Source organism: Brevibacillus sp. FSL K6-6036, from assembly GCF_037964015.1.
In the GTDB taxonomy this organism is placed as follows: domain Bacteria; phylum Bacillota; class Bacilli; order Brevibacillales; family Brevibacillaceae; genus Brevibacillus; species Brevibacillus borstelensis.
Map to the genome: position 1 here is coordinate 4,216,232 of NZ_CP150173.1, position 24,382 is coordinate 4,240,613.

Annotated in this window: 23 protein-coding genes; 8 read left to right on the forward strand and 15 right to left on the reverse strand. The window is 52.6% G+C overall.

Annotated elements, in window-relative coordinates; all coding sequences use genetic code 11:
- Positions 1-254: 254 nt before the first annotated feature.
- The 4 genes from NST37_RS20915 to NST37_RS20930 all read right to left on the reverse strand — a co-directional run bounded on the left by NST37_RS20915 (position 255) and on the right by NST37_RS20930 (position 6,046).
- Positions 255-668: a S1 RNA-binding domain-containing protein gene (locus NST37_RS20915; protein WP_003391231.1), complete on the reverse strand. Its 414-nt coding sequence runs from the start codon at positions 666-668 to the stop codon at positions 255-257.
- 280 nt (positions 669-948) lie between these two features.
- On the reverse strand, positions 949-1,443 hold the full coding sequence (locus NST37_RS20920; protein WP_003391229.1) for a VanZ family protein: 495 nt from the start codon (positions 1,441-1,443) through the stop codon (positions 949-951).
- 123 nt (positions 1,444-1,566) lie between these two features.
- Positions 1,567-4,815, reverse strand: coding sequence for an efflux RND transporter permease subunit (locus NST37_RS20925; protein WP_339185748.1), 3,249 nt, complete (start codon positions 4,813-4,815; stop codon positions 1,567-1,569).
- On the reverse strand, positions 4,808-6,046 hold the full coding sequence (locus NST37_RS20930) for an efflux RND transporter periplasmic adaptor subunit (protein WP_024985369.1): 1,239 nt from the start codon (positions 6,044-6,046) through the stop codon (positions 4,808-4,810). The genes NST37_RS20925 and NST37_RS20930 overlap by 8 nt, the downstream gene beginning before the upstream one ends.
- Positions 6,047-6,336: 290 nt before the next feature.
- Here NST37_RS20930 and NST37_RS20935 point away from each other — a divergent pair, with 290 nt between their 5' ends.
- The 3 genes from NST37_RS20935 to NST37_RS20945 all read left to right on the forward strand — a co-directional run bounded on the left by NST37_RS20935 (position 6,337) and on the right by NST37_RS20945 (position 8,641).
- A complete protein-coding gene (locus NST37_RS20935) occupies positions 6,337-7,029 on the forward strand; it encodes a CoA transferase subunit A (protein ID WP_003391224.1) in 693 nt (230 codons plus the stop codon).
- Between the two features lie 37 nt (positions 7,030-7,066).
- The gene (locus tag NST37_RS20940) at positions 7,067-7,723 is read left to right on the forward strand and encodes a CoA transferase subunit B (protein WP_003391222.1); all 657 of its coding nucleotides are present in this window, start codon (positions 7,067-7,069) and stop codon (positions 7,721-7,723) included.
- Positions 7,724-7,933: 210 nt separating this feature from the next.
- A complete protein-coding gene (locus NST37_RS20945; RefSeq protein WP_003391219.1) occupies positions 7,934-8,641 on the forward strand; it encodes an alpha/beta fold hydrolase in 708 nt (235 codons plus the stop codon).
- On the opposite strand, the gene NST37_RS20950 is transcribed toward NST37_RS20945, so the two are convergent.
- The gene (locus NST37_RS20950; protein ID WP_339185749.1) at positions 8,582-9,802 is read right to left on the reverse strand and encodes an MFS transporter; all 1,221 of its coding nucleotides are present in this window, start codon (positions 9,800-9,802) and stop codon (positions 8,582-8,584) included. The two genes, NST37_RS20945 and NST37_RS20950, sit on opposite strands and share 60 nt — an antisense overlap.
- A 117-nt stretch (positions 9,803-9,919) precedes the next feature.
- Here NST37_RS20950 and NST37_RS20955 point away from each other — a divergent pair, with 117 nt between their 5' ends.
- Positions 9,920-10,816 (forward strand): LysR family transcriptional regulator, encoded by an 897-nt coding sequence (locus NST37_RS20955; protein WP_024985373.1) that lies wholly within the window; start codon positions 9,920-9,922, stop codon positions 10,814-10,816.
- Between the two features lie 350 nt (positions 10,817-11,166).
- Here NST37_RS20955 and NST37_RS20960 read toward each other — a convergent pair whose 3' ends face one another.
- From NST37_RS20960 to NST37_RS20985, 6 genes are all read right to left on the reverse strand, one after another.
- Positions 11,167-11,418: a hypothetical protein gene (locus tag NST37_RS20960; protein ID WP_003391210.1), complete on the reverse strand. Its 252-nt coding sequence runs from the start codon at positions 11,416-11,418 to the stop codon at positions 11,167-11,169.
- Between the two features lie 11 nt (positions 11,419-11,429).
- Entirely contained in the window at positions 11,430-12,203 is a 774-nt protein-coding gene (locus NST37_RS20965; protein ID WP_339185751.1) for a hypothetical protein, read from the reverse strand.
- 139 nt (positions 12,204-12,342) lie between these two features.
- Positions 12,343-12,774 carry a hypothetical protein gene (locus NST37_RS20970; protein ID WP_024985374.1) on the reverse strand — a complete coding sequence of 144 codons (432 nt, stop codon included), beginning with the start codon at positions 12,772-12,774 and terminating at the stop codon, positions 12,343-12,345.
- A 4-nt stretch (positions 12,775-12,778) separates the two neighbouring features.
- Entirely contained in the window at positions 12,779-13,429 is a 651-nt protein-coding gene (locus NST37_RS20975; protein ID WP_161785192.1) for a polymorphic toxin type 47 domain-containing protein, read from the reverse strand.
- A 372-nt stretch (positions 13,430-13,801) separates the two neighbouring features.
- The gene (locus tag NST37_RS20980; RefSeq protein WP_122957766.1) at positions 13,802-14,422 is read right to left on the reverse strand and encodes a pentapeptide repeat-containing protein; all 621 of its coding nucleotides are present in this window, start codon (positions 14,420-14,422) and stop codon (positions 13,802-13,804) included.
- 12 nt (positions 14,423-14,434) lie between these two features.
- Positions 14,435-16,828, reverse strand: a complete 2,394-nt coding sequence (locus NST37_RS20985; RefSeq protein ID WP_339185753.1) for a hypothetical protein — start codon at positions 16,826-16,828, stop codon at positions 14,435-14,437.
- A 382-nt stretch (positions 16,829-17,210) separates the two neighbouring features.
- Here NST37_RS20985 and NST37_RS20990 point away from each other — a divergent pair, with 382 nt between their 5' ends.
- A complete protein-coding gene (locus NST37_RS20990; protein WP_031931630.1) occupies positions 17,211-17,834 on the forward strand; it encodes a LysE family translocator in 624 nt (207 codons plus the stop codon).
- Between the two features lie 343 nt (positions 17,835-18,177).
- Here NST37_RS20990 and purU read toward each other — a convergent pair whose 3' ends face one another.
- Positions 18,178-19,077, reverse strand: coding sequence for a formyltetrahydrofolate deformylase (purU, locus tag NST37_RS20995; protein ID WP_003391707.1), 900 nt, complete (start codon positions 19,075-19,077; stop codon positions 18,178-18,180).
- Positions 19,078-19,229: 152 nt separating this feature from the next.
- Between purU and NST37_RS21000 the strand changes: the two genes are divergently transcribed.
- Positions 19,230-19,382: a hypothetical protein gene (locus tag NST37_RS21000; protein ID WP_155807957.1), complete on the forward strand. Its 153-nt coding sequence runs from the start codon at positions 19,230-19,232 to the stop codon at positions 19,380-19,382.
- Positions 19,354-19,731, forward strand: a complete 378-nt coding sequence (locus NST37_RS21005; protein WP_172920678.1) for a VOC family protein — start codon at positions 19,354-19,356, stop codon at positions 19,729-19,731. The genes NST37_RS21000 and NST37_RS21005 overlap by 29 nt, the downstream gene beginning before the upstream one ends.
- Positions 19,732-20,042: 311 nt before the next feature.
- Here NST37_RS21005 and NST37_RS21010 read toward each other — a convergent pair whose 3' ends face one another.
- The 3 genes from NST37_RS21010 to adhP are packed head-to-tail and all read right to left on the reverse strand — an operon-like array spanning position 20,043 to position 22,995.
- Positions 20,043-20,396 carry a DUF779 domain-containing protein gene (locus NST37_RS21010; RefSeq protein ID WP_122958197.1) on the reverse strand — a complete coding sequence of 118 codons (354 nt, stop codon included), beginning with the start codon at positions 20,394-20,396 and terminating at the stop codon, positions 20,043-20,045.
- Between the two features lie 35 nt (positions 20,397-20,431).
- Positions 20,432-21,952, reverse strand: a complete 1,521-nt coding sequence (gene adh / locus NST37_RS21015) for an aldehyde dehydrogenase (protein WP_003391710.1) — start codon at positions 21,950-21,952, stop codon at positions 20,432-20,434.
- A gap of 29 nt (positions 21,953-21,981) precedes the next feature.
- Positions 21,982-22,995 carry an alcohol dehydrogenase AdhP gene (gene adhP, locus NST37_RS21020; protein ID WP_003391711.1) on the reverse strand — a complete coding sequence of 338 codons (1,014 nt, stop codon included), beginning with the start codon at positions 22,993-22,995 and terminating at the stop codon, positions 21,982-21,984.
- 233 nt (positions 22,996-23,228) lie between these two features.
- Between adhP and NST37_RS21025 the strand changes: the two genes are divergently transcribed.
- Positions 23,229-24,377, forward strand: a complete 1,149-nt coding sequence (locus NST37_RS21025; RefSeq protein WP_339166574.1) for an iron-containing alcohol dehydrogenase — start codon at positions 23,229-23,231, stop codon at positions 24,375-24,377.
- The last annotated feature ends 5 nt before the right edge of the window (positions 24,378-24,382 follow it).

Here is a 24,382-nt window from a genome sequence, read left to right on the forward strand (position 1 = left end):
TGGGGCTTTGTCTTGTTTGGCAGACTCGCCCGGATACAACAGCCTCAAATTGGGTTCGTGTACCTCAGGTCGGGATTTTGCCGCCGGCTTCCTTCAGATTCGACCTCGCGGTCGACACCCTTGCCTTGAGCTAACGGTTGGTACAGCCAACCCCCGTTCGGGACTTTCACCCTATAGCTATCGCCCATGCTGGGCGCACCAAGAAAAAAAAGACGGGTGCTCCCGTCTTTTTCCTGCTCTGATATGGTTAGGCCCTAGTAGCCGCGTTTTGCGTTCTTTTTGTTGATCGTAGCAAGGTTCTCCTCACTGTGCTTCAACCATTTTTTCATCTTGTCCTCGAAGGAAGCTGCGCTATCGCGTCTTGAATTGCCCCCGCGGTCGCCTCCACGAAATCCACCCCCGCGACGCTCTTCACGCTCTGGACGCTCCGGCGCAGGCAGTGCGGCGCGAACCGAAAGCGAGATCTTACCTGCATCATCAATGGAGAGGACTTTTACTTTGACCTGATCTCCTACGGAAAAGTGATCGTTGATATCTTTGACAAAACCGTTTGCTACTTGGGAAATGTGGACTAGCCCCTGCTCGGTTTCGCTGACTGCTACGAACATCCCAAACGGTTTAATTGCTGTCACTTTTCCCTCGATGATGCTTCCCACTTGTACTGCCATTCAGTTTGCACTCCTTTTATCATTTCCCAAAAATGGTGAGAACCTCTACTAGAAGCCTCATTACATTAGTATAGCAGAGATAATCAATGACTGAAAAGCCTATTCTTTCTAGGAACGCTCTATTACCAGCTTACCCCGTCTGGGATGATCGGTAGAATGCTCCTGCTATTCCGATCTCCGCTATTTTTTTATTTGGCAGCAGATGCAATCATTGGTTCCACTCCCATCTTTTCCTCCAGTCTGTCCTTCATCCTAGGATGGATAACACTTTGCCATTTTATCACCTTGTTTTTCGGCTTCTCCAAAGCGACCATACGGCAATGATCAGCAGCATCGTACACACGCCGATCCCATCCAGGACTACATCGGCGACCTGTCCGGTCCTGTCAGGGGTAAACGTTTGATGCCATTCGTCCAGCACGGCCACAGCCAGGCTTAAAAAAGCGCTCCAGGGCAAAGCCACCATAGCAGTCAAGCGCTGACGCAATACCCGATACCACGCCGCCGCCAAAATGGCAAATACAGAAAAATGCGTTCCCTTGCGGAGAAAGAACTCAATAACCCCTGCTACTCCATTATTGTCAATACTGATCTCTTTTTTTCCATACTGAAAGGAAAAATCCTGCCAATTTTCTGAAACCGTCCCTTCATCGACAAACTTTGAAATCGTACCGCGAATATCCTGCTTCCCGTACGGTGTCGATGATGAGATGAACAATCCCGCAAGTATGCCCACCAGCAGGATGATCTCAAGCACTCGTTTCGCTCTTCCCACTTGCCTCCTCCTTACCGCCGCTGCCTGTCTTATGCTGCTTTTCTTTCTTTTATCATAACAAAATATAGCAGCGGTCTGCCGCCAGCATGCAAGTTGTTTGTGAAAACGAGAAAATGCCAACCGCTATTGGTTGGCATCTCGCGGCGAAGCCGACAAGGGCAAGAAATCTTCTTTGGACAGCTCTCTCGGTCTCTCCGAAGCCGGCTGTTGCACCGAGTCTTCATACGAGTAAGGCTGCCCGTCCGGACTCTTTCGTTTCAGACCTCGGCTATCCAGACGGCGCACCTTTTCATTTTCCCACCAGGTGTGCAGATGCTGCCGGATGGCGGGAACGCTCAATGGCTGACTGTACAATCGTCGATACTCGGAACCGAGATAGATGGCCGGTGTCAGGACGATGACGGCGTAGATGGCCAATAGCGTTCCGATCAAAAGAGCAGCCGCGAAGGGCGCGTGCAGATCATCCCCGTTGCCAAGTCCGCAGGCAAACGGCAGGCAGGCAACTGTCAGCGCTGCGAAAACACTGATCAGACCCGGGACAGACCTCGCAGCCTGGGCTCTGATTCCATCCAGAAGCGTTTCAGCGTCCTCTTTTGTTTCAGCAAGCCGGTTCAGGAAGATCACGGCTTGCTGCACCATGATCGCGGCCGCGGCAGCAATGCCGTAAAAGCCCATCACGTTCAGCGGCCGGTCAAACAGCAACAGGCCGAACATCACGCCGCCGGACAGCACAGGCAAAAGGGCAAGCGCAATGATACCGTCACGCATTCTGCGCAGAAGCAGCATGCTTGCCACTAGTATCGTCGCGATGGCGGCAAAGCCGGCGAGGAAACGTCCGGTCGCGTCTGTGTCATTTGTTGCCTCTTCCTGCTCTTTTTTCAATTCGGAAGCGCTTAAAATGCGATACCCCTCCGGAATCGGCGTTTCTTCCTCCATCTGGTGCGAAATCGAGTACGAGATGCCCTCAATCCAACTCTGTACGGAAACGGCGCTGCTTACCAGAAATACGTAATCGCCGTCCTCTCGCTGATAAACAGGCGGTTCATCCGTAAGCGACCAGTCGGCCAGCTCCTGCAGGCGAACGGCTCCCGCCGGAGTGCGGATCAAGATGTTTTTGACCTGGTCGGCATGCTCCATCCAGTTGTCGGGAAAGCGGACTGTCACCGGAACGCTCTGGCTGTTCCAGGTCATATTTCCCGCCGTCTGCTTTCCAAGATAGCTCTCCATCTGCCGCCGTACTTCGACCTCCGTCACGCGGTAACGGGCAAGCACATCCTGTTTCGGTTTGATCGCGATATACGTACCTGTCGTACCGGAACCGAGACGCTCATCCGTGATGATTTCCTTGCCGTCTTTATCCAGCCAGCGCATTTCCTGCAAAAAGCTGACGACCTGCATCGCGATGCCTTTGGTCGTATGGAGAGACGGCCCCTTTACCGTGACCTCCAGGCGGGTCTTTTGATCATCCGAGACGACCATGGCAAACGGATCGGTACGGGGAATCTCCCTCAAGCTTTTCTCCAGCTCTTTTTCCAGGTCAATGCGGGTCCGCGTCCATTCGTCCTTCTCTTCCAACTGAAGATGGAAAATTAGATTTTCCTTGGACGCCACCGTATAGACATCCCGTACCTCCTCGAGAGCCAGCAGACGCTCTTCCGCTGCTTTGGCAGCCTGCATGGCTTCATCGATGGTGCTGCCCTTGATCATCGCCAGGGAGAGTGTCTTTTTATGTCCGTCTGTTTTGCTGTACGGATCGACCGGCACAAATGAATGAAACAGAACCACTGCAATCAAGGAGACAGCCAACGCTATTCCAAATGGCAAAAATCTTTGCCCGACGGTTCGCTCCCAGCGGGAAACCAGATACTTTGTCCACTTGCCGCCTCTCCCCTGACGTGCTGGTCCAAAACCTTCGGGAAGCCAGGCAGCAATCAGGATCGGAACGATAAAGCCGTAGACGCCCAGCATTACCACCGTACCGATCAGCGTTACCGGCAGCACGTCATGCAGGAGCGGCAGGTCAGCAGACTTCATGATATCTGTCGTCATCAGCCCGGTCAGGCAGGCTGCGAGAATCACAATCGCAAGCAAGACCGGCTTCATCAACTCTCTTGCGTGATTCAGGCAATTCTCCTGGGAAGGAACCCCTTCCTGTCCGATCCGGTGAAAAAGCGGTACGCCCGCTCCTGCAAACAAAACGGCAAACAGCGCAACCGGCCCGATCGAGGTGAGCGTGAGCGGTATGCCGCAAAGCCACATGCCTCCCAGCAAGGCTCCCGTGGCCATCAGATGGGACAGAAGAGACAGGCTTCCTGCCATCAGGCTGCGGAGGATGATGCCCACAGCAAGCGCGTTGCCGAGTGTGAGCAGCATAACCAGCCAGCCTGTATCGCGAACAGCCGCGGTCAATTTGGCGGCAAAGTCATCCGCCAGGTCAATCTGGTACCGCCCTTTCGCCGCATTGTTCAATTCGCTGACCGTATTCATCACTTCAGCCCGGATCGAGGGAAGCTGGGAGCCTGCTGCTCCGTACACCGTGATACCGACAGCAGGCTCTCCTCTGTATACGTACACGGATTCCCCCTTGCTTCCTCTGAGGTCGCGGATGTCAACGAGCGTCTTCAAGGGGATGTAGCCCCGTTCGGTAGAGATGAGCTGTTTCCCCAGTTCCTGTGGACTCGTCCACTCCGCAGACCATTGAAGGTGAGTCTGATCCGTTCCTGTTCCGACGCTGCCGACTTGTTCCCGGGCAGCTTTTCCCTGCATCTGGCCGATCACATCTCCGGGGGTCAGTCCGTATACCTGCAGCATCGATGGACGGAATACCAGCTCCATTTCCTGACGGAGGCTGGTATTGTCTACTTCCACACGCGCCACTCCCGGAATCGCCCCGATTTTTTCGGCCACTTCATACCGGGCCGCGTCAGAGATCGTTTGTACATCGGAGCCATGCACAAGATAGTAGCCAACGCGATCATCCGCCAGGTTGGACTGGCTAAGCTTCCAGTCGCTTACGGGGAGAGAGGCGGCCAATTCCCGCAGCTTGCTCTCCAGCTTTTCCCGGTCGTCCCCAAACAGACTGTTGCGTGTCTTGACCGTGATCATTGCTGAACCGGCCTGTGCTCTTGCCGATATTTTCAGGGCGAGACCTGTGGAGCGGATCGCCTCCTCAGCGGGTCTCGCCACTTTTTCATCGACCATCTCCGCGCTCATGCCTGAAGCGGTAAAACGAACCGTATACTCCGGCAGTGGCCGGTCGGGGAAAAGCCTGATCTCCATGCGGAGCGCGGCCCCCACGGCCAAAAGACAACAAACCAGCGCCAAAAGCTTGGCCAACGCAGGCCATGTAGAAGCAAACGTCCGGTTATTCATCTTCCACCTTCACCGCCTCGCCGTCCACCACGTAGGATAGTCCGGAGGAGACGATCTGATCCCCCTGCTGCAATCCTTCCAAGACCTCGTAATGGGTTCCGTACAAATTGCCAACCTTGACAGGCTGCTTTTTAATCGTGTTTTCTACAATTTTCATGACGTAGTAGGACTCCTCGGCAACACCTACGCTTGTGACGGGTACAAACAAGGAGTTGTTGGTCTTTACCTGGTAGACGCAGGTTACGGCCATTCCGCCTCTCCAGTGGTCCGCTTTTTCCCGGACAGTCACTTCCACCGGATAGGTGCCGGTCGCCGTATCCATCACAGGCGCGACAAAGGAGACGACCCCCTCCGCCTCCGTACCGTCCGCTGCCTTGACCACCACCGTCTTGCCTTTCTGCCAACTGCCGATCTGCCCGCTGTCCACTTGCAGCTTGACCAGCCACTGCGATGTATCCACCAGACGGATGACTTCGCTTCCCGGTCCGGTCTGCTCCGACTCGGTCTGCGCAATCGACGCAACCACTCCGTTAAAAGGAGCCTTCAGCACCGCGTCAGCCGCTTCCTGACGAGCTCGCGTCAACTGGACATTGGCCTGCTGGACTTCTGCGTTGGCCGCTTCGATCTCCAGCTTGTCGGCGCCTTTTTTCAGCTCGTCATAGCGAATCTGCTGTTCCTGGAAAGCAATTGCGGCCTGCCTGTCGGCAAGTGCCAATCGATCCAGCTCATCCTTGGCAATCGCGCCATTTGCATACAAAAGCTGTGCCTGGGCGTGCTCTTCGGCAGCCTTGGCAGCGTTCTGCTTTGCTTTTTCCACCTGCAGCCGCTGCGTCTCCAGCTCATGCTGCTCGGGTCCCTGCAAGGTCTTGGCGCGGCGGACGCTGGCACTGGCTACTTGCCCCTGAGCGGCAGACACTTCCTGCTGGAATACCGACGTATCGAGAGAAGCCAGGGTTTGTCCCGCTTTGACCTCGCTGCCCTTTTGCACAAATATTTGCGCGATTTTTCCCGAACGTGCAAATGAAAGCGAGAGTTCTTTCAAAGGCGAGATCACGCCGGAAATTTCCTGTGTCAATCCGTCTTGCGGCGGTTCAACTGTATAAGCGTTTACGGTCTTTACCTTGATGACTGTCTCTTCTTCCAGCCGCTTCAAACTTTGTACGCTCTCACTCAGCTTCCCGCACCCCGTCAGCAACAGCGCAACCAGCGTGAGCCCGATCCATTTTTTCATTCCATCAGCTCCTGCTCAAAACTTTTTTTCCCTAAAATGAACATAAAATGACAAAATATATTTTACAGAAGGGTCGGATTATTTGTACCACTTTTCTGTCATTTTTTATTTTTCTTTATTAATCTCCGGCTGCGTTCGTCACTCGTTTGTAACTCTTCCTGTTATTATAGTAGAAAAAGTGGAAATCCTCACGCTTTTCAGTTCGCAGCATCTCCGTTTTCAGAGGGATTCCATTTTTGACAACGCTTTCAGCTGTGTGCAGTTCAATTTTGATGGTGGGAGTGAGCTTCATGGCAAAAATCTACACGTCCTACGCGGACATCGTGGCTGACATCCACGACGGAGCCACCCTTTTGGTCGGCGGCTTCGGTCTCGTCGGAATTCCTGAGAATCTGATCATTGCTTTGCGAGACAAGGGCGTGAAGGACCTGACTGTCGTCTCCAACAACTGCGGCGTGGACGACTGGGGTCTTGGCCTTTTGCTCAAGGAAAAGCAGATCAAAAAGATGGTCTCTTCATACGTTGGCGAAAACAAGGAATTCGAGCGGCAGTTCCTCTCGGGAGAGCTGGAAGTGGAGCTGACGCCGCAGGGTACACTCGCTGAACGGATTCGGGCAGGCGGTGCCGGAATTCCCGCCTTCTACACCCCTGCTGGAGTAGGAACACCAGTCGCAGAGGGCAGAGAGACCCGCGACTTTGGCGGCAAGGAATACTTGCTCGAATATGGCATCACAGGCGATTTCGCCTTGGTCAAGGCGTGGAAGGCAGACAAGATGGGCAACCTCGTCTTCCGCAAAACGGCTCGCAACTTCAACCCGATGATGGCAGCTGCGGGGAAAATAACGATCGTCGAGGTAGAGGAAATCGTGGAGACGGGCGAGCTTGATCCCGATCACATTCACACGCCGAGCATTTACGTGCAGCGCCTGATCCAGGCCCCCTCTTTTGAAAAGCGGATCGAGCGCAGAACGGTGCGTCAATAACGGGAGCCACCCAGTATGAACGAAGGAGGACAACGCTATGTCTCTTACGCGTGAACAAATTGCGATGCGCGCCGCCCAGGAAGTGCAGGACGGCTTTTATGTAAATCTGGGAATCGGCATGCCGACGCTTGTGGCCAACTACATTCCCGAGGGGATGACCGTCGTGCTGCAGTCTGAAAACGGACTGCTCGGGATCGGTCCCTACCCCACTGAGTCCGAGGTAGACCCCGATCTGATCAACGCCGGAAAAGAAACGGTCACGGCAATACCGGGCGCCGCTTACTTCTCCAGTGCCGAATCGTTTGCCATGATCCGCGGCGGCCACATCGATCTGGCCATCCTCGGCGCGATGGAAGTATCCGCTGCCGGCGACCTCGCCAACTGGATGATCCCCGGCAAGATGATCAAGGGCATGGGCGGCGCCATGGATCTGGTGCACGGCGCCAAGAAAATCGTCGTGATCATGGATCATGTGAACAAGCACGGCGAGCCGAAAATTTTAAACGAGTGCGCCCTGCCATTGACCGGAAAAAGAGTGGTCAATCGGATCATCACCGACCGGGCCGTGCTGGACGTGACCCCGGAAGGTCTGCTGCTGGTGGAAGTAGCGGAAGGCTACACGCCGGAGGATATTCAGGCCTGCACGCAGCCAAAGCTGTTGGTGTCCAGCGAGTTAAAAACAGTCAAGGTCTAGGCATAAAGAATGCCGCCGGGAACAATCCTGGCGGTTTTTTCTTGGCAAAATGGATGCGGTTTTTACGGGACTGCAGCAGCGTTTTGCGAGCAATCGGCTGAAATGGATTCGCGCTTGCATTTGCTCATTCAACAGTGATTTTCCATTATGTGTATAATAGCAAGAGAGAAAAACATTCGCTTTTTACCGGATCGGAAAGGAGAATTCCCGATGATGCCTGCTGTCGGTTGTCTTGTTTTGCACGGATTCGCTGGAGATATCCGCGATGTACTCCCCCTGGCCAACGCTCTGCGCGCCGAAGGGTATCACGTAGAATGCCCCACACTGGAAGGACACGGGCTGGACAGACGGGTACTTGCCAAAAGCACGCGCAAGGACTGGCTGCGTTCCGCAGACGAAGCCTACAAACGCCTTTCCCTGCGCGCCCAGGAGATCATCGTGATCGGTTTTTCCATGGGCGGCCTGCTCGCCATCAACCTCGTCCACCGCTATCCGGCGCGGCTTTTGATTACCATCAATACGCCTTACGCCTACTGGGATGTCGAACAGGCGCTTGCTTATTTGCGCGAGGATTTTTCTTCCCACTCGCGCAGGTATGTACAGGGACTGGTCAAAATTCCTGTCCGCAGCATGCTGCAGTTCCGTCAGTTGCTTGCCGAGACGAAAGCGATTCTGCCGCAGGTTTCGATCCCTTACGTCCTGCTGCAGTCGCGCCGGGATGACACTGTTCAGGCTCGCAGCGCCGAGCATTTGGCCAGCAGCGTTTCCCCCTCTTGCGCTCCACATATCACCTGGTATGATCGTTCCGGTCATATGATTTTTCACGATGCCGACCGGGATGACGCCATTGCCCGGGTTCTAGCTGCGGTACGCGAGCACTCTCCTGCTCCGCCACCCGAGGGAAACGAGAAGCAATGAGACACCCATGCCCGTGAACAGCAACGGCAAGCCTGCCCTTTCCTCTACCCAGAAGGCAAGCATTGGCCCTAGCGCCGCCCCCAAATCGGTCATGACCGAATAGACCATCATCGCTGACGAACTGTTTTCCCGGCGAGACGCGTCATCCGCCGCCAGTGTGTCCATGACTGTGGTCAAAATGGTGGCGGTTACCTGTATTCCAAGCAGAGCCAGCAAAAAAAGCGGCAAGGAAAGGCCCTCTGCGACACAGATGAAAAGAATGGACGCTGCCAGCATCGAAATGACAAACAGCTTGCCGCGTCCGTATCGATCCGACAGCCTTCCAAACCAGGGCGCCAGCCACGGTTCCCACAGCCAGCGAGCTCCCTGCACCGCTCCGGAGATCACCGCCGAGCCGATCAGAATTCCGCCTATCACCATCGTCGGATGAAAAAGCTCAATCAGCCTGCTGAGGGTAGCCGTAAACATGCCCTGGTAGCACATCGCGACAAATAAGCCGGTCAACATCGTTGCCGCCATCCCCTTTGGCCAACGAAAAAGAGAGACAGCCTCAGACGATGGGGCCGAAGACATCCGCGGTTCTTTCACGAACGATGGCCGAATGGAGAAAAGCACCGGGAAAAACGCAAGCAATGAGGCACCTGCAAACACGAGCGCAGCCGTCTGAATGCCGCCCCATGCCGCCAAAATGGCTCCGAGGACCATCCCGACCAGACTGCCCAATCGATACAATCCGTTGTAAAGCCCCATGAAATGCCCTCTGTTGCCGTTATCTGCGACCTCCACGATGAGCGCAAATGCCCCCAGCCTCAGAAACGTCCAGGCAAGCCCCCATACCCCCCGCATGATCAGCCAGAGCCAAAAGCCTTGAAGCGAATAGGCAGCGGTGCTGACAAAGGTGAGCGCGACAGCCAGCAGCAAGCCGGAGCGTCCGCCGGAGCGCTCGTACCATTTGCTGACCAGCGGATTCAGCGGCACGCGCACCAGGCGATTGATCGAAAGAAGCACCCCTACTTCCCAAAGAGATTCCAGCCCTGCCTCTTTCCAATACAGCGGGAGAACGACGTACAGCATCGAGTCTCCCAACAAACAGAGAGCCGTCACGATTGAGAGCATGACGACTTCTTTTTTTCCTGTTTCTCTACTCCTTGAATGATCCATGCCGTTCCCCTTTACTTTCTCTGTCTTCTCTCTATACACTACGAGGTAGAATCAATCAGTTCCAATACATATTTTCGCCTGATTCATAAACAAAATGGATGATTGGAGAGAGAGCGTATGAATCTGCATGCCCTGCGCATCTTCGTCGAGGTGGCTTCCAAAGGAAACGTGACAACTGCGGCCGCTTCCCTGTCGATTAGCCAACCGGCGGTATCCGCACAGATTCGCAAGCTGGAAGCAGAGCTGGGAAAACGGCTCCTGGCCCCGAAAGGCAGAGGCATCGTCCTTACTCAGGAAGGACAATTTTTGTATGCGCGGGCACGCCGCATCTTTGATTGGGAAAAAGAGCTGGAAGCGGAGTGGGAAGACGTCAAGTCTGGCATGCGCGGCCGGCTGCGGGTCGCCTCAACCTTTCTGCCCTCGCTGTATTTTGTTCCCGCCTGGCTGGCCTCTTTTAAACGACGTTATGAGCAGGTGGAGGTGGAAATGCGCACGGGCAATTCCCAGCAATCGCTCCAGCGCCTGCTCCGCAATCAAGCTGACGTCGCCGTGATCACGAACGAGTCCTGGGACGACCACCCTGTCAGAAAAGAGCTGATCACGAATGTAGAATACTGGTTTGTCGTGCCTCGCGACCATCCTCTCGCTGGTCAGGAGGTTCCCCTGAAGGTTTTGATGCGGGAGCCGTTTCTGCTGAGAGAAACGGGCAGCTCTACACGCGAAAAGCTGTTCTCGCTCTGCCGGGAGCATGGGGTCGCCCCGCCGAGAGTCGGGCTGCAGTACCACGGCTTGGTTGAATCCATTCAATCCGTCAAGGCCGGGTATGGCGCCATGCTGGCACCAGAACCGGCTGTCAGCGATTTGGTGCAGCGAGGGGAGGTTGGCCGCGTCCGTATTACCGGCGTTGAGATCGAGCGTCCGGTATACATATGTACACGGCTGGAGGATGAAGAGATTGGTCCCATTGCTGCGCGCTTTCTTGACCTGGTTCTTGGCAGGAATGTTGACCACTAGCTTTAAGTTTGACTGAGCTGGATTTTGCAGGCACCACACAAAAGTTGCACGATGTTCCTTTCATCCTATTTATCGCTTTATGTACGGAGAGAGTTGCAAACATATTTGAAAAAACTGCCAGGAAATCAACATAACAAAAAACAGGTCTATTATGGCGGTATCTGACCATAATTGACCTGTTTCGTGTAACGCTATTACGTTAAATAGGGATACTTTTTCCAAACATTCTGTACGTACATCAATATTCGTGAATACTTCCTACAGATAGAACAAAGATTATGTTGGTGATGATGAGGTAAAGTGGTTCGTTCGGCACTGGGTAGCCGCCCCTCTATGCTAGGGAGTAATGATTATGACTCAAATGTAGCTTTATCTGGAAATACTCCCCCTTCTTTATACAAACATCTAGCCAGTCTTTGAGCCGCCCTGTCAAAATAAAATTTCGATTCGTGGGTTGAGTTTAATACTGGTTCAATTTCCCTAATAGTTTCGCTCTTTTTGTTCAATTCAATTTTTCCCAATATTTGCTCGTTCGGCCCAAAATGATAAACAACCTTCTCCTCATCCTCATAATCTTTCAGCAATAGTACAAATGACGCCATATTGATACCTCCTAAGGTCTCCATACTCTCCCTGATTTTTCAGCGGCAGAATGTGCTTTTTCGTAATCCGTCTTAAACATACCTTCAAATTTTGATTCAAAAATTTCGTGATTAAGTAGTTCAATATCCTTTTGAGTATGTGTACCATTCTGTAACCTCTGCCATGCTTGAGCAATTTCATAATCAGGGTCGAATCGTCCATACCCACTTGATTTTGCATGTTCTTTAATAAATACATGTTCCTTAATCCGTTGAATACGCCACTCCGGTATACCAGTATTCTTCGCAATGGTACTAACATCTGATGTAGAATTTCTTATTGAGTCATACATTTTGATAGCTTCTTCTTCTTGACGAAGCCATTCTTTCAGGGACAGTTCTCTACCACCAGTCTGAATTTCACTCGTCCCCTTGGAAGAAAAATACTGTAAATCAATAGGTAACAAGAATTTTGATCCACTCTGCTCAGCACCACTCTTCACCACAGCCTGCGCCGTTTCCTGCCCGGTAGAATACGCTTTGTTTAGTCCAATCGATCCGCCGGTCACCAGCAGCGCCCCGATGGCTGCCGCAATTACCGCCTTGCGGTAATCCACCTTTTTCCCGCGCGCCCGGTCATCCATCACGCTGACCGCAAAGCCTTCGCCTGCTCCCGCCGTTTTGCTCCGCAAGACCGTCGTTGCCAAGCTGCGGGAGATCGCACTGCCGATTTGCCGGAAGCCCTGGCTGATTTGTGTGCCCGCTTTTCTCGTGAACCCTGCGACAGCCCGGACAGGTGTCGTCATATTTTTCATCGTCAAAAAATGGTGCATTTCGGTATAAAAAGAGGCTCATTCCTTCTCATTGTTCAAGTTGGAATGCGCCTTTGAAAATTAATCTGCATTTTCTTCCCCGTCTAGATATAGAAAGTATGAATTCACCAGTTCAGTTTAATTTATTTAGGGATTCTATTGCCGATCCAGCAACCTCTATAACATACCAATTTACAGCAATTAGGAAATCCGATTTTTCATTCGATACAAAGTACTCCATACCATATGAGTTTTCCATTAATTCTCCAACCAATTTGGCATCCTTTACTACAACAACTGTATTCCTATCACGACTTTCTTGATCAAAGAAAATGTAAGCAGGTTCACTCTTTAAGTATTTTGAGTATGAAAACTCGTTTCCCTCCAACGGAATAGTCAGAGTTTCTTTCCCAATCGATAAGTGTCCCGTAATTTTAAAAGGAGTAAAAATGTCTATTACTCTGTTAATGTATTGTTTAGAATCTTTCTCATCCAATATAACTACTTCTATACCTAAATTTTTACCAACTTCAGCTAATTCCTGAGTATTTGGTTTAACATTCATAAACTCATCTCCTTGTTGCTGGAACATCATCTATAAAGATATGTCCCCTAATTCTATTAGCGCCTTTTCCGGGTGTTTGATAACCTATGTGAGGTTGATGAGGGCCTTCCCCCAAAGCTCCATTAGGTTTAACATTATTCCATTCTGGTATATCCATGGTTACACTTGCACCTCCAGGTCCTGACCACTCTACAGGCACACTTTTTCCGTTTATATCTTTCCCCCACTTTGTTACTGTAAATTGATCTCTAGAAAGACCTGTACGCTTAAATGCTTCATCAAGTCCATCTTTATAAGTTTTGCCAGACCCACGTAAATCTACATCTTTTTCTGGATCAAACTTCCAGTTATTACCAGTTAAATCTTCCCCCGTCCCTTTAAGCTCCATCCGCAAATCCACAGCTCTTGCCGCCGCAATCTCTTCATCCGTCAAAGTCGTCGGTACGCCATGTTGTCTCAGAAGATCGTAAGGGTCGCCCGTTCCCTCACCTCGCAGCACAGCCTTCAGACTATCCTCGGCCTGCTCAGCACCACTCTTCACCACAGCCTGCGCCGTTTCCTGCCCGGTAGAATACGCTTTGTTTAGTCCAATCGATCCTCCGGTCACCAGCAGTGCCCCGATAGCTGCCGCAATCACCGCTTTGCGGTAATCCACCTTTTCCCCACGCGCCCGGTCACCCATCACGCTGACCGCAAAGCCTTCGCCTGCTCCCGCCGTTTTGCTCCGCAGGACCGTCGTTGCCAAACTGCGGGAGATCGCACTGCCGATTTGCCGGAAGCCCTGGCTGATTTGCGTCCCTGCTTTTCTCGTGAACCCTGCGACAGCCCGGACAGGTGCCGTCTTTTTCACTGTCTGCATGGATAAAAAACAATGGACAATATAAAAAAGAGGCTTTCCCCCTCATGGTGTAAGTTGGAATAAGCCTTTGAAAGTTTATTAAGTGTTTGGAAGTCTTTATGGTTTGTTAGTCGTATTGTATGATCTACCCTTAGTGATGTTAAGGGCTTGCGTATCTGAGTGTATTCCTTAAATTCTACTCTCATTATTCAAACTATTATCTTGTAGCCATTTCCTGGCTTCTTCACCTACTAGAATTACTGGTTGTTCTGGCGTCCCAATATTGATGCTTTTTATAAACGCCTCTTCTATTCCCCGAATTCCAGTTAATTTAGCTCCTTTTAATAATACTCTTTCAAACGTAGCTAATCTTATATCAGCATTACTTAAAATTGCGCTACGAAAATCCGTCTCATCAAAAAGACCAGCTATTAAATTAGCGTCTGATAAATCAGCTTTAACAAACAGCGTTTCAATACATTCACTATCAGCAAGTCTAGCAGCTTTAATATTGGCATTTGTGAAATTCACATACGAAACATTAGATTTACAGAAATCTGCTCCTTCTAAATTTGCTGATATAAAAGTTGATGAACATAGTAAAGATGATGAGAGATCTTTATGATTTAAATCCATGCCATCAAAGATACAAGCTGTAATATATGCTTGGTCTAGTGGGTACTGGGTTAAATCCATATTTCGCAAATCTATCTCATCCAAACCCAGTTTTTCACCTTGTTCTCCAATAGTTTCAATCCAAAGACGGTGCGATTCTAATTGAACGAGAATTTCTCTTTTATCAGTTGTCATACCTAACCTCCCTTATGGATACCAAATAATCCTATCTGATATTCCAGCTTCCTCTACTGCCCCTTTTAATTGCGCAACATGTTCGGGAATCATGTCACGTGTATCCACAATTACATTATAATTTTTATCCAGTTCTTTATTAATAGCCTTCATTCCGTTACTTACTGTAAATGCCCCTTTCTTAGGTGATGTATGACCATTCGGATAAGATACGAAACTTTTAACATCCCATTTTACATTATTTGTTATATCAATAAATTCTGCCCCACCATTACCTTGTGGATCACGTATAATCTTCCCTAATTTGCCTTGTTGCTCCAACTCGAGTCCTATCTCTCTTTCTTTCAAACCTTGATCCCTAATTTTACCACCATGAGAAGGATCGCCTGCTAAATCGTCAAGTTCCTTCTGAGTTCTTCCTCCGGTATAATTTCCAGCTTCATCATAAAGGCTTACCTTACTACCACCATTATCTGTCCCTTTAAGCTCCATCCGCAAATCCACAGCTCTTGCCGCCGCAATCTCTTCATCCGTCAAAGTCGTCGGTACGCCATGTTGTCTCAGAAGATCGTAAGGGTCACCCGTTCCCTCACCTCGCAGCACAGCCTTCAGACTATCCTCGGCCTGCTCAGCACCACTCTTCACCACAGCCTGCGCCGTTTCCTGCCCGGTAGAATACGCTTTGTTTAGTCCAATCGATCCGCCGGTCACCAGCAGCGCCCCGATGGCCGCAGCAATTACCGCCTTGCGGTAATCCACCTTTTTCCCGCGCGCCCGGTCATCCATCACGCTGACCGCAAAGCCTTCGCCAGCCCCCGCCGTTTTGCTCCGCAGGACTGTCGTTGCCAAGCTGCGGGAGATCGCACTGCCGATTTGCCGAAAGCCCTGGCTGATTTGTGTGCCCGCTTTTCTCGTGAACCCTGCGACAGCCCGGACAGGTGCCGTGTTTTTCACGGTCTGGACGATGGACTGCATTTTGCTGCCCGTCGTCTTCGCCACGGTACGCAAGCCGCTTCCCACGTTGCTTGCCAGCTTCCCGATGCCTTTCCCCGTATTTCGTCCGAGGCTGGCCACTGCCCGGTACACACTGCTGTTTTTCACAGCATTTCCTGCGCTGCTGACAGCACTTCTTACATTCTTCGCTACAGACGCTGCGCTCTGGGCCAGGCGCGTTTGCCCGATGCGTGCTGCAACAGCTCTCAGAGCGCCGCCTGCTTGCTTCGCTGTGCTTGCCAGAGCGCTGCGAAGAGCATTCCCCGCCTTGCCTGCCGCGCTCGTTGCCGACCGTACCGCATTTGCTGCTTGTGTTCCCAAGCGGGCTGCGGCACGGCCAACCGAGGTTTGCCGCACCCATCTGGCTGCCGCCCCTGCCGCTTGCGCTCCTTTGCCAACGGCGGTCCGGACAGCGCTGGTAGCCCGGCTCGTCAAAGCGGATGCTTTGCCAAGGGCATTTGCCACCGGTTTGAGGCGAGCGACTGCCGTAGCCGCTTTGCCGATTAAAGCGCCAGCACCAAAGCCCGCTGCCGACAGTACGCCGCCAAGCGCCATTTCCCGCAGCAGTTCATCGCCGCGCATGCCAAAGGCGTACCCGATCACACCGGAAATCCCTTCGCCGACCAGGATCGAGACGCCAAACGGCAGCAGCGGTGGAAAGAACACGCCGCCCACGGTGAGGGCGACACCTGCTGTCGTGACCAACACGACCTCCCAGTGGTCCTCGACCCATTTTCCTGCATCGACGACCGCGTCTACGACGGTAGTCGCGACGTCTTTCACAGTATCTGCGACGGTGTCAATAGCGTCCTTTACTGTTTCCTTTACGCTGTCCACGGTGGACTCCCAAAGCTCCAAACCTTTGTCGAGCGCTTCGGAGGCTCCGCCGATCAGCCAATCCCAAAAGCCTGGCTTGCCCTCTTTTGCTTTCAGTTCGTCACCTTTCCCAACGGGGTCGCCGCTTTTTGGGTCAAGATCGCTGGCTGTAGGATCAAAAGGAGCGCGGGTGTTTTCATGGGCTGGAGTACCGTGCTCCGGGTCTCCGCCTTTGCCTCGGTCATCTCCACCTTTGCCTAGGTCGTCTCCACCTTTGCCTCGGTCGTCCCCGCCTTTGCCCAGGTTGTCTCCACCTTTGCCCCGGTCGTCTCCGCCTCTGCCTAGGTCATCCCCATCCCCGTGCAAATGGCCCGGTATCCGCCCGTCCCACATACTTTCCGCATATGTCGCGTACATGATCCTGAATCTCATCAGCTCGTCGGGAGGTGCGCCCTCTCTTCTGGTTCCGCCCGAAATCGCATCATTTCGCTCATCTGCGCGCAGCATGTTTGGCTTTGGCTTGTCTGCCGCATACGTGGCCAGCGGCAGACAAAGAATCATTGCCAGAATCAATAACAAATAGTGCTTCCGAATCACCAGTGCTCCTCCTTATTTCTCCGGACATTCCTTTTTCTGCAATCGTTTCTTTTCCATATGGTAGTATTTGGATGAAAAGGCCACATGCAGCAAAAGTATGAAAATCCAGTGGGTACAACGGAGCAAGAGGAGGGCTCTTATGCCTGCGAAACAGGAAAAAGGCCGGAGTTAACAATCAATTAATCATTTTCTCTTTGTGATTAATGGAAGATAATTTGGAACGCCTGAAGTGCTGGCCACTTCTTTGATACCACTTTCAAGACAGGAGGCGCTCCTGTGAAGACGATCCTGATAAAAAGATTTTTCACAAGTCGGAAAATATAGAATCCGACTCCTCCTCCGTGTTATGATAAACGCCAAAGTCACACAGCGGGAGGTTCGTATGGAGAATTATTCTTTATTTATTCTGATGTCCATTCTGCTGATCATCCTTCCCGGACCAGACACAGGACTGATTACGCAAAATACACTGGCGGCAGGAAAACAGGGGGGCATGAAAACCGTTCTGGGAAGTGCCGGGGGGCTGATGATCCATACGCTCGCAGTTACTCTCGGGCTTTCCTCCATCCTGGTCAAGTCAGCGTTTCTGTTTTCCATCTTCAAATACGTCGGGGCCATCTATCTGATCTATTTGGGGATTACCTCCCTGTGGTCGCTGCGAAGAAAAGCGACTGACGGGGATGAGACAAGCGAAAATGTCTACAAGCACAAATCGCACTTTTTTCAAGGCTTTCTCACCAATGTGCTGAATCCGAAGGTCGCCGTCTTTTTTCTGACGTTCCTGCCCCAATTTGTCAAGCCGGGTACCGGCGCCTTTTGGCAATTTCTCGCCATGGGACTTACCTATACGGTCCTGACAGTCATCTGGTTCTTCTTTTATATCCATTTCATCAACTGGATTCGGGCCTGGATGAAAAAACCGTCGACACAGCGCGTGATTCAGGGGATGACAGGCGTGGCTCTGCTCGGATTCGGCGTCAAGCTTGCCTTGGAGAAACAGCCGTAAACCGCTGGGGCAAGTTGACATTCGGTAACTGTCATGTCAGAAACGAAGTGAAACGGCAGGCTTTCCAGCATACAGCCGTCCAAGGGAAAGCTGGTTGCTGGTTGCTGGTTGCTGGTTGCTGGTTGCTTGTTTCTTGTTTCCTGATCCCGCCCCAGTCTTTTGCCGTAAAAGAAATGCAGATGGTTCGACCGCAAGCCAATCTTTTCCAACAAATGTAAACGCCCTTCCTGTCAGGAAGGGCGAAATAGCAAGCTCCCTTCCTTCCTGGAATGGGAGCTTCTCTGTATCTGCGAAAATATAAGCTCACGGATGGAGCGCTTTCTCGCCTTATCCTTTGAGGCCGTTACGGGAAAACAATCGTCTTGTTGCCATACACCAGTACACGGTCCTCCAGATGCCAGCCGACGGCACGCGCCAGCACGGTCCGCTCTACCTGACGCCCCAACTGCTTGAGCGTTTCCACATCCTCCTGATGCGTCACTCTCTGCACATCCTGCTCAATGATCGGGCCTGCGTCCAGCTCCTCCGTCACGTAGTGGGCTGTCGCTCCGATCAGCTTAACGCCGCGGCGGTACGCCTGTTCATAAGGCTTGGCTCCGACGAATGCAGGCAGGAACGAATGGTGAATGTTGATGATTTGCATCGGGTACTCCTGCAAGAAGCGCGGGGACAAAATCTGCATGTAGCGAGCCAGCACCAGAAGGTCGACATTGTCCGGCACAGCGGCCAACTGGGCTTCCTCCGCCTCGGCCTTGCGATCCTTGAGGACGGGAATGTGCCGATATGGAATGCCAAAGGACTCCACCGTCTCTTTCATGTCTGGATGGTTGCTGATGACGACCTCGATGTCGGCATGCAGGGCACCCGACTTCCACAGCCAGAGCAATTCGAGCAAACAGTGGTCTTCCTTGGAAACGAAGATGGCCATTTTTTTGCGTCGGTTGGCCTCGACCAGCGACCATTCCATCGAAAAGCTTTCCGCGACCGGGCGGAACGACTCCTTGATCGCTTCATAGCGCTCGGCCAGATTGACGACGTCGAATTCGATGCGCATGAAAAAGCGGCCTGTTTCCGGGTCGGTCGTGTACTGGTCGGACTGAACGATATTGGCTCCCTGCTCGAACAGGAAATGGGATACAGCGGCGACGATCCCGGCGCGATCGGGGCAGGAAATCAGCATGCGGGCCCGATCCTTGTTCTTTTGCCGGTACGCCAGCCATTCTCTCTCTGACAAAAGATGCATGGTTCTACTCCTCCAACTTTGCTTGAAAATGTTTTTGACATTATATCATGTCCGACATTGATGCTCCGAGCGAACTTTTTTGATTGGCATGTAAAAAGAAGGCTTTGCTCAAACCTTAGTGGAGGAGATGAAAAAGGAGAAAACTGCTCAGGATGCTGTTTGAAGAAGTAACAAACCTATTTGAAAAACCTCCCGTTCCCGCTTGTTTGAAAGAGGAATTCCAAATAGCTGAAGCGAACATCTTTTACAAAAATTTTACCGAAGAGGAGAAGCAAAATGCCGCAACCGCTGTTAAAAGGGATTGAAGGTGTATTTATTCCGGTCAAAAACCCTGGATTATCTGCCAAGTGGTACGAAGAAAAATTGGGCTTCAAACTTCTTTATGTGGAAGCGGAAGCGGCTGTTTTGAAGATTTCAGATGAGTCAAAAACGGTCGTATGCCTTGTAAAAACGGTACAACACCAGCCGATGGAGTTTCCCGAAAATAACTTCGGCGCAGGCAAATACTACAACTTTATTTCGGATGACATTGAAAAAACTCACCAGCTTTTGATTGAGCAGGGAGTGAAAGTCAATTCGATTGGCGGTGAAGGGGCTACCCGATTTTTTACTTTTTACGACCCGGACGGAAATCCTTTAGGGGTTTGCCGATAGCTGAAAAAACAAAGTGCTTAACCAGTGTGTTTTTCAACTACCTTCTCAAGATGAACGCTCACTCGTTTTCGGCTGCTTCATGAAGGAAGAGTCCGCCTCTATGACCGGCAAATGATTGAATTTTACAAAGGAGAAATGAAAGAGCCCCAGGACTTTCTTGGTCCCGGAGCCTTTATCCACCTAAGTTCTTTTCAATCCTGAATCCTGCCTCAGATTGATTTCCATCTGATAAGTCACGCATAGTATGGTGAGATTACCCAGATTTCTTTTAAACATCAGATCCTCTGATCTTTCTCCTGTCCTTCGCCCCGCTATACTCCCCCCTGCCCTTCCTCCTCCGTAAAACAGCGCGAACGAGTGAGGAACCTGACGCCGTGAGGAGCTTCCAGAGAAAAGCCGCTGCCCCTGCCGACTACGACGTCGATGATAAGCTGCGTGTGCTTCCAGTATTCGTACTGCGCTGCTCCGATGTAGAACGGGCAGCCGCCGATTTCCCCGAGGAGCACGTCTTGATCGCCCACCCGGAACTCCCCTTGGGGATAGCACATCGGAGCGCTGCCATCGCAGCAGCCGCCTGACTGGTGAAACATGAGCGGGCCATGCTGCTCTCGGAGCTTGTCGATCCAGACCAGCGCTTCCGGAGTCGCTACTACCTTTTGGACCATCACTTTGCCCTCCGTATGATGACTTCTCTCACCAATTAGAAAAATCCGAGTGCATTCGGGCTGTAGCTGACCAGCAGGTTTTTCGTTTGCTGATAGTGGCCGAGCATCATCTTGTGCGTTTCACGGCCGATGCCTGACTGTTTGTATCCGCCAAAGGCCGCGTGGGCCGGGTAGGCGTGATAGCAGTTGGTCCAGACACGGCCCGCCTGGATTCCGCGTCCGAGCCGGTAAGCCGTGTTGATGTCACGCGTCCAGACGCCTGCGCCGAGGCCGTAGAGCGTGTCGTTGGCGATCGCCAGCGCTTCGTCAAAATCCGCAAAGGAAGTGACCGACACGACTGGTCCAAAGATTTCCTCCTGGAAAATGCGCATGCTGTTGTTCCCGGCGAAGATCGTCGGCTTCACATAGTATCCGTCCGCCAGATCGCCCGGCAGCACATTTCGCTCGCCCCCGGTGAGCACCTCTGCCCCTTCCTGCTTGCCGATATCGATGTAGGAAAGAATTTTCTCTAGCTGATCGCTGGACGCTTGGGCCCCGATCATCGTCTCCGTATCCAGCGGGTTGCCTTGTTTGATTTGTTTGGTCCGCTCGACGGCTCTCTCGATGAACTCCCCGTAAAAGCTTTGCTGTACCAAGGCGCGGGACGGGCAGGTGCACACTTCGCCCTGATTGAGGGCGAACATCGTGAAGCCTTCCAGGGCTTTGTCGGCAAAAGCATCCTGCTGGTCAAAGACATCTTTGAAAAAGATATTCGGAGACTTGCCGCCCAGCTCCAGCGTCACGGGAATGATGTTCTCGGAAGCGTACTGCATGATCAGACGTCCTGTCGTGGTTTCCCCGGTAAAGGCGATCTTGGCGATTCTCTTGTTGGTGGCGAGCGGCTTCCCTGCCTCGATGCCGAAGCCGTTGACCACGTTGACCACGCCGGGCGGCAGCAGGTCCCCGATGAGCTCCATCAGCACCATGATGCTGGCGGGTGTCTGCTCTGCCGGCTTCAGGACGACGCAGTTGCCTGCCGCCAGCGCCGGAGCCAGCTTCCACGTCGCCATCAAGAGCGGGAAATTCCAGGGGATGATCTGCCCCACCACGCCCAGCGGTTCATGGAAATGGTAGGCGACCGTGTCATTGTCGATTTGGCTGATGGTTCCCTCCTGGGCCCGAACGACACCAGCAAAATAGCGGAAATGGTCGATGGCAAGCGGCAGGTCGGCATTGAGCGTCTCGCGAATCGGCTTGCCGTTGTCCCACGTCTCCGCCACGGCCAGCATCTCCAGATTTGCCTCCATCCGGTCTGCGATCCGGTTTAAAATAAGGGCTCGCTCTGCGACAGACGTACTGCCCCACGCTGTCTTTGCAGCATGGGCAGCGTCCAGGGCCTTTTCAATGTCTTCCGCCCGGGACCGGGCTACCTCGCAGAACACCTTTCCATTGACCGGGGAAACGTTTTCAAAATACTCCTCCTGTACAGGAGCTACCCACTCGCCGCCAATATAGTTTTCATAGCGCGTGCGAAACGTTACTTTGCTGGCGGGTTGTCCCGGCTGTGTGTAGATCATCCTCAAAATCCCTCCCATAAATTACCCGCTTACTCCATCGTCAGAACGACGCGTCCGTTGATCTGTCCTTTTACCATCCGGTCAAACACTTCGTTGATCTTGTCGAGCGGCTGTGTCTCGATAATGGCCTTCACTTTTCCGCGGGCGGCGAATTCAAGCGCCTCCTGCATATCCTTGCGCGTGCCGACAATCGACCCTTTTACCGAAACGCCGTTCAATACGGTGTCAAAGATCGGGATCGGCAACTCGTCATTGGGCAGACCGACGACGACGACTGAGCCCCCGCGCCGAACGGAACGGTACGCCTGTTCAAAAGCCTTTTTGGTAACGGCAACACTGATCGCTGCATGCGCGCCGCCGATCTCTTCGGAAATCGCCTGAACCGGATCGACCTTGGCCCCGTTCACCGTGACATCGGCTCCCAGTTCTTTGGCCAGCTCCAGCTTCTCATCGTGGATGTCCACCGCCGCCACGTTGTAGCCCATCGCTTTGGCATACTGGAGCGCCAAATGTCCCAGTCCTCCAATGCCGTAAATCGCCACCCACTCGCCCGGCTTTACATTTGCTACCTTGAGCGCCTTGTATGTCGTGACGCCGGCGCAAAGGATCGGAGCTGCATCCACATCGCTGATTCCGTCCGGGATTTTGGCTACATAGGCTGCCGGAGCCTTGCAGTACTCCGCATAGCCGCCGTCCACCGAGTATCCGCCGTTCTGCTGTTTCTGGCACAGCGTTTCCCAGCCGGTCAGGCAGTAGTCGCACTCGCCGCAGGCAGAGTACAGCCAGGGGATGCCCACACGGTCTCCCACCTTCAAGGAGGCGACTCCCTCTCCCACTTTTTCGACGACCCCGACGCCTTCGTGACCGGGAATGACCGGAAGCTTCGGCTTGACGGGCCAGTCCCCGTGAGCTGCGTGCAGATCCGTATGGCAGACGCCGCATGCTTTGATCCTTACCAGCACCTCCCCTGGACCAATTTCTGGAACAGGCACTTCCTTCACTTCCAATTTCTCGTGAAACTGATTGACGACTGCTGCTTTCATGAAGAATCCCTCCTTGAAAATTGAGTGGGTCACTCTGGAGTATTCTTCATGCAACCAACATGCCAGTTCTAAATAATACCAATTTTCAGTCAAAATATGCCTGGTTGAGCCAAAATTTTGGCACCCGGGACAAAATAACGGCCCATCAGCCGACGATTTGTCCTTGGAAGCAATTTCAAGCCATATTACAATGAAAACGAGAACAGCTAATTTGGAAATAAAGGGGTGTTCAGATGCAAATATCCAAGTTCGCCACTCCGGAAATCATTTTTGGCAACCAGTCGATCAGCCAGATCGGGGAAAGCTTGAGCCGCTTGGGAGCCAGAAAGGTCTTTCTCGTCAGCGACCCGGGAGTCCTTGATGCCGGATGGGCAGAGCAAGCCATCAAGTATATAAAAGAGAGCAACCTGGATTACCACCTCTGGACCCATGTGACCCCCAATCCGAAAGATTACGAGATTCACGCCGGTGCCGCGGAATACCGTGCCCACGAATGCAATGCCATCGTCGGCGTCGGCGGAGGAAGCGCGATGGATGCAGCCAAAGCAATTGCCCTGCTCGGCACAAACGACGGAAGCATTCTTCAATACGAAGGCGTGGACAAAATCGAACGGCCTCTGCCGCCCATGGTGATGCTTCCGACCACAGCCGGTTCCGGCTCTGAGGTTTCGCAATTTTCAATCATCGTCGACTCTGCCCGCAAGGTGAAAATGGCGATCATCTCCAAGTCGCTGATTCCCGACATCGCGATCATCGATCCACAGACGCTGATGACAAAGGACGGCCGGCTGACTGCCAACACCGGCATCGATGCCCTGACCCACGCTATCGAATCTTACATTTCGCTGGCCGCCACGCCGCTAACCGAAGTGCTCTCTCTTTCCGCGATGCGGATCATCTCCCAAAACCTGCGGCCTTCTGTTGCCAGCCAATACAATCTCGAAGCCAAGCAAGCGATGGCGATGGCCAGTCTGCAAGCCGGCATCGCCTTTTCCAACGCCATTTTAGGGGCCGTTCACGCCATGTCGCATCAGCTCGGAGGCCTGCTGGATACTCCACACGGCGAGGTGAACGCGATTCTGCTTCCCTACGTGCTGGAATACAATTACATTGCCGCTCCGGAAAAATACCGCAAGATGGCGGAAGCGATGGGTGAAAACGTCGCCGGACTCAGCCTCCACGATGCTTCGCGGCTGATGATGAAAGCCGTTACCAATCTCACCGGCGACCTGCAGATCCCTGTCACTTTGTCCGAATTGGGCCTGCAGCCCGAGCATATCGAGCTATTGAGCCGCAACGCCGTTCAGGACGTATGCATGGCCACCAATCCCCGCGACATGAGCGCAGAAGACGTCAAGGCCCTGTTCCAAAAAGCCATGTAGGAGGA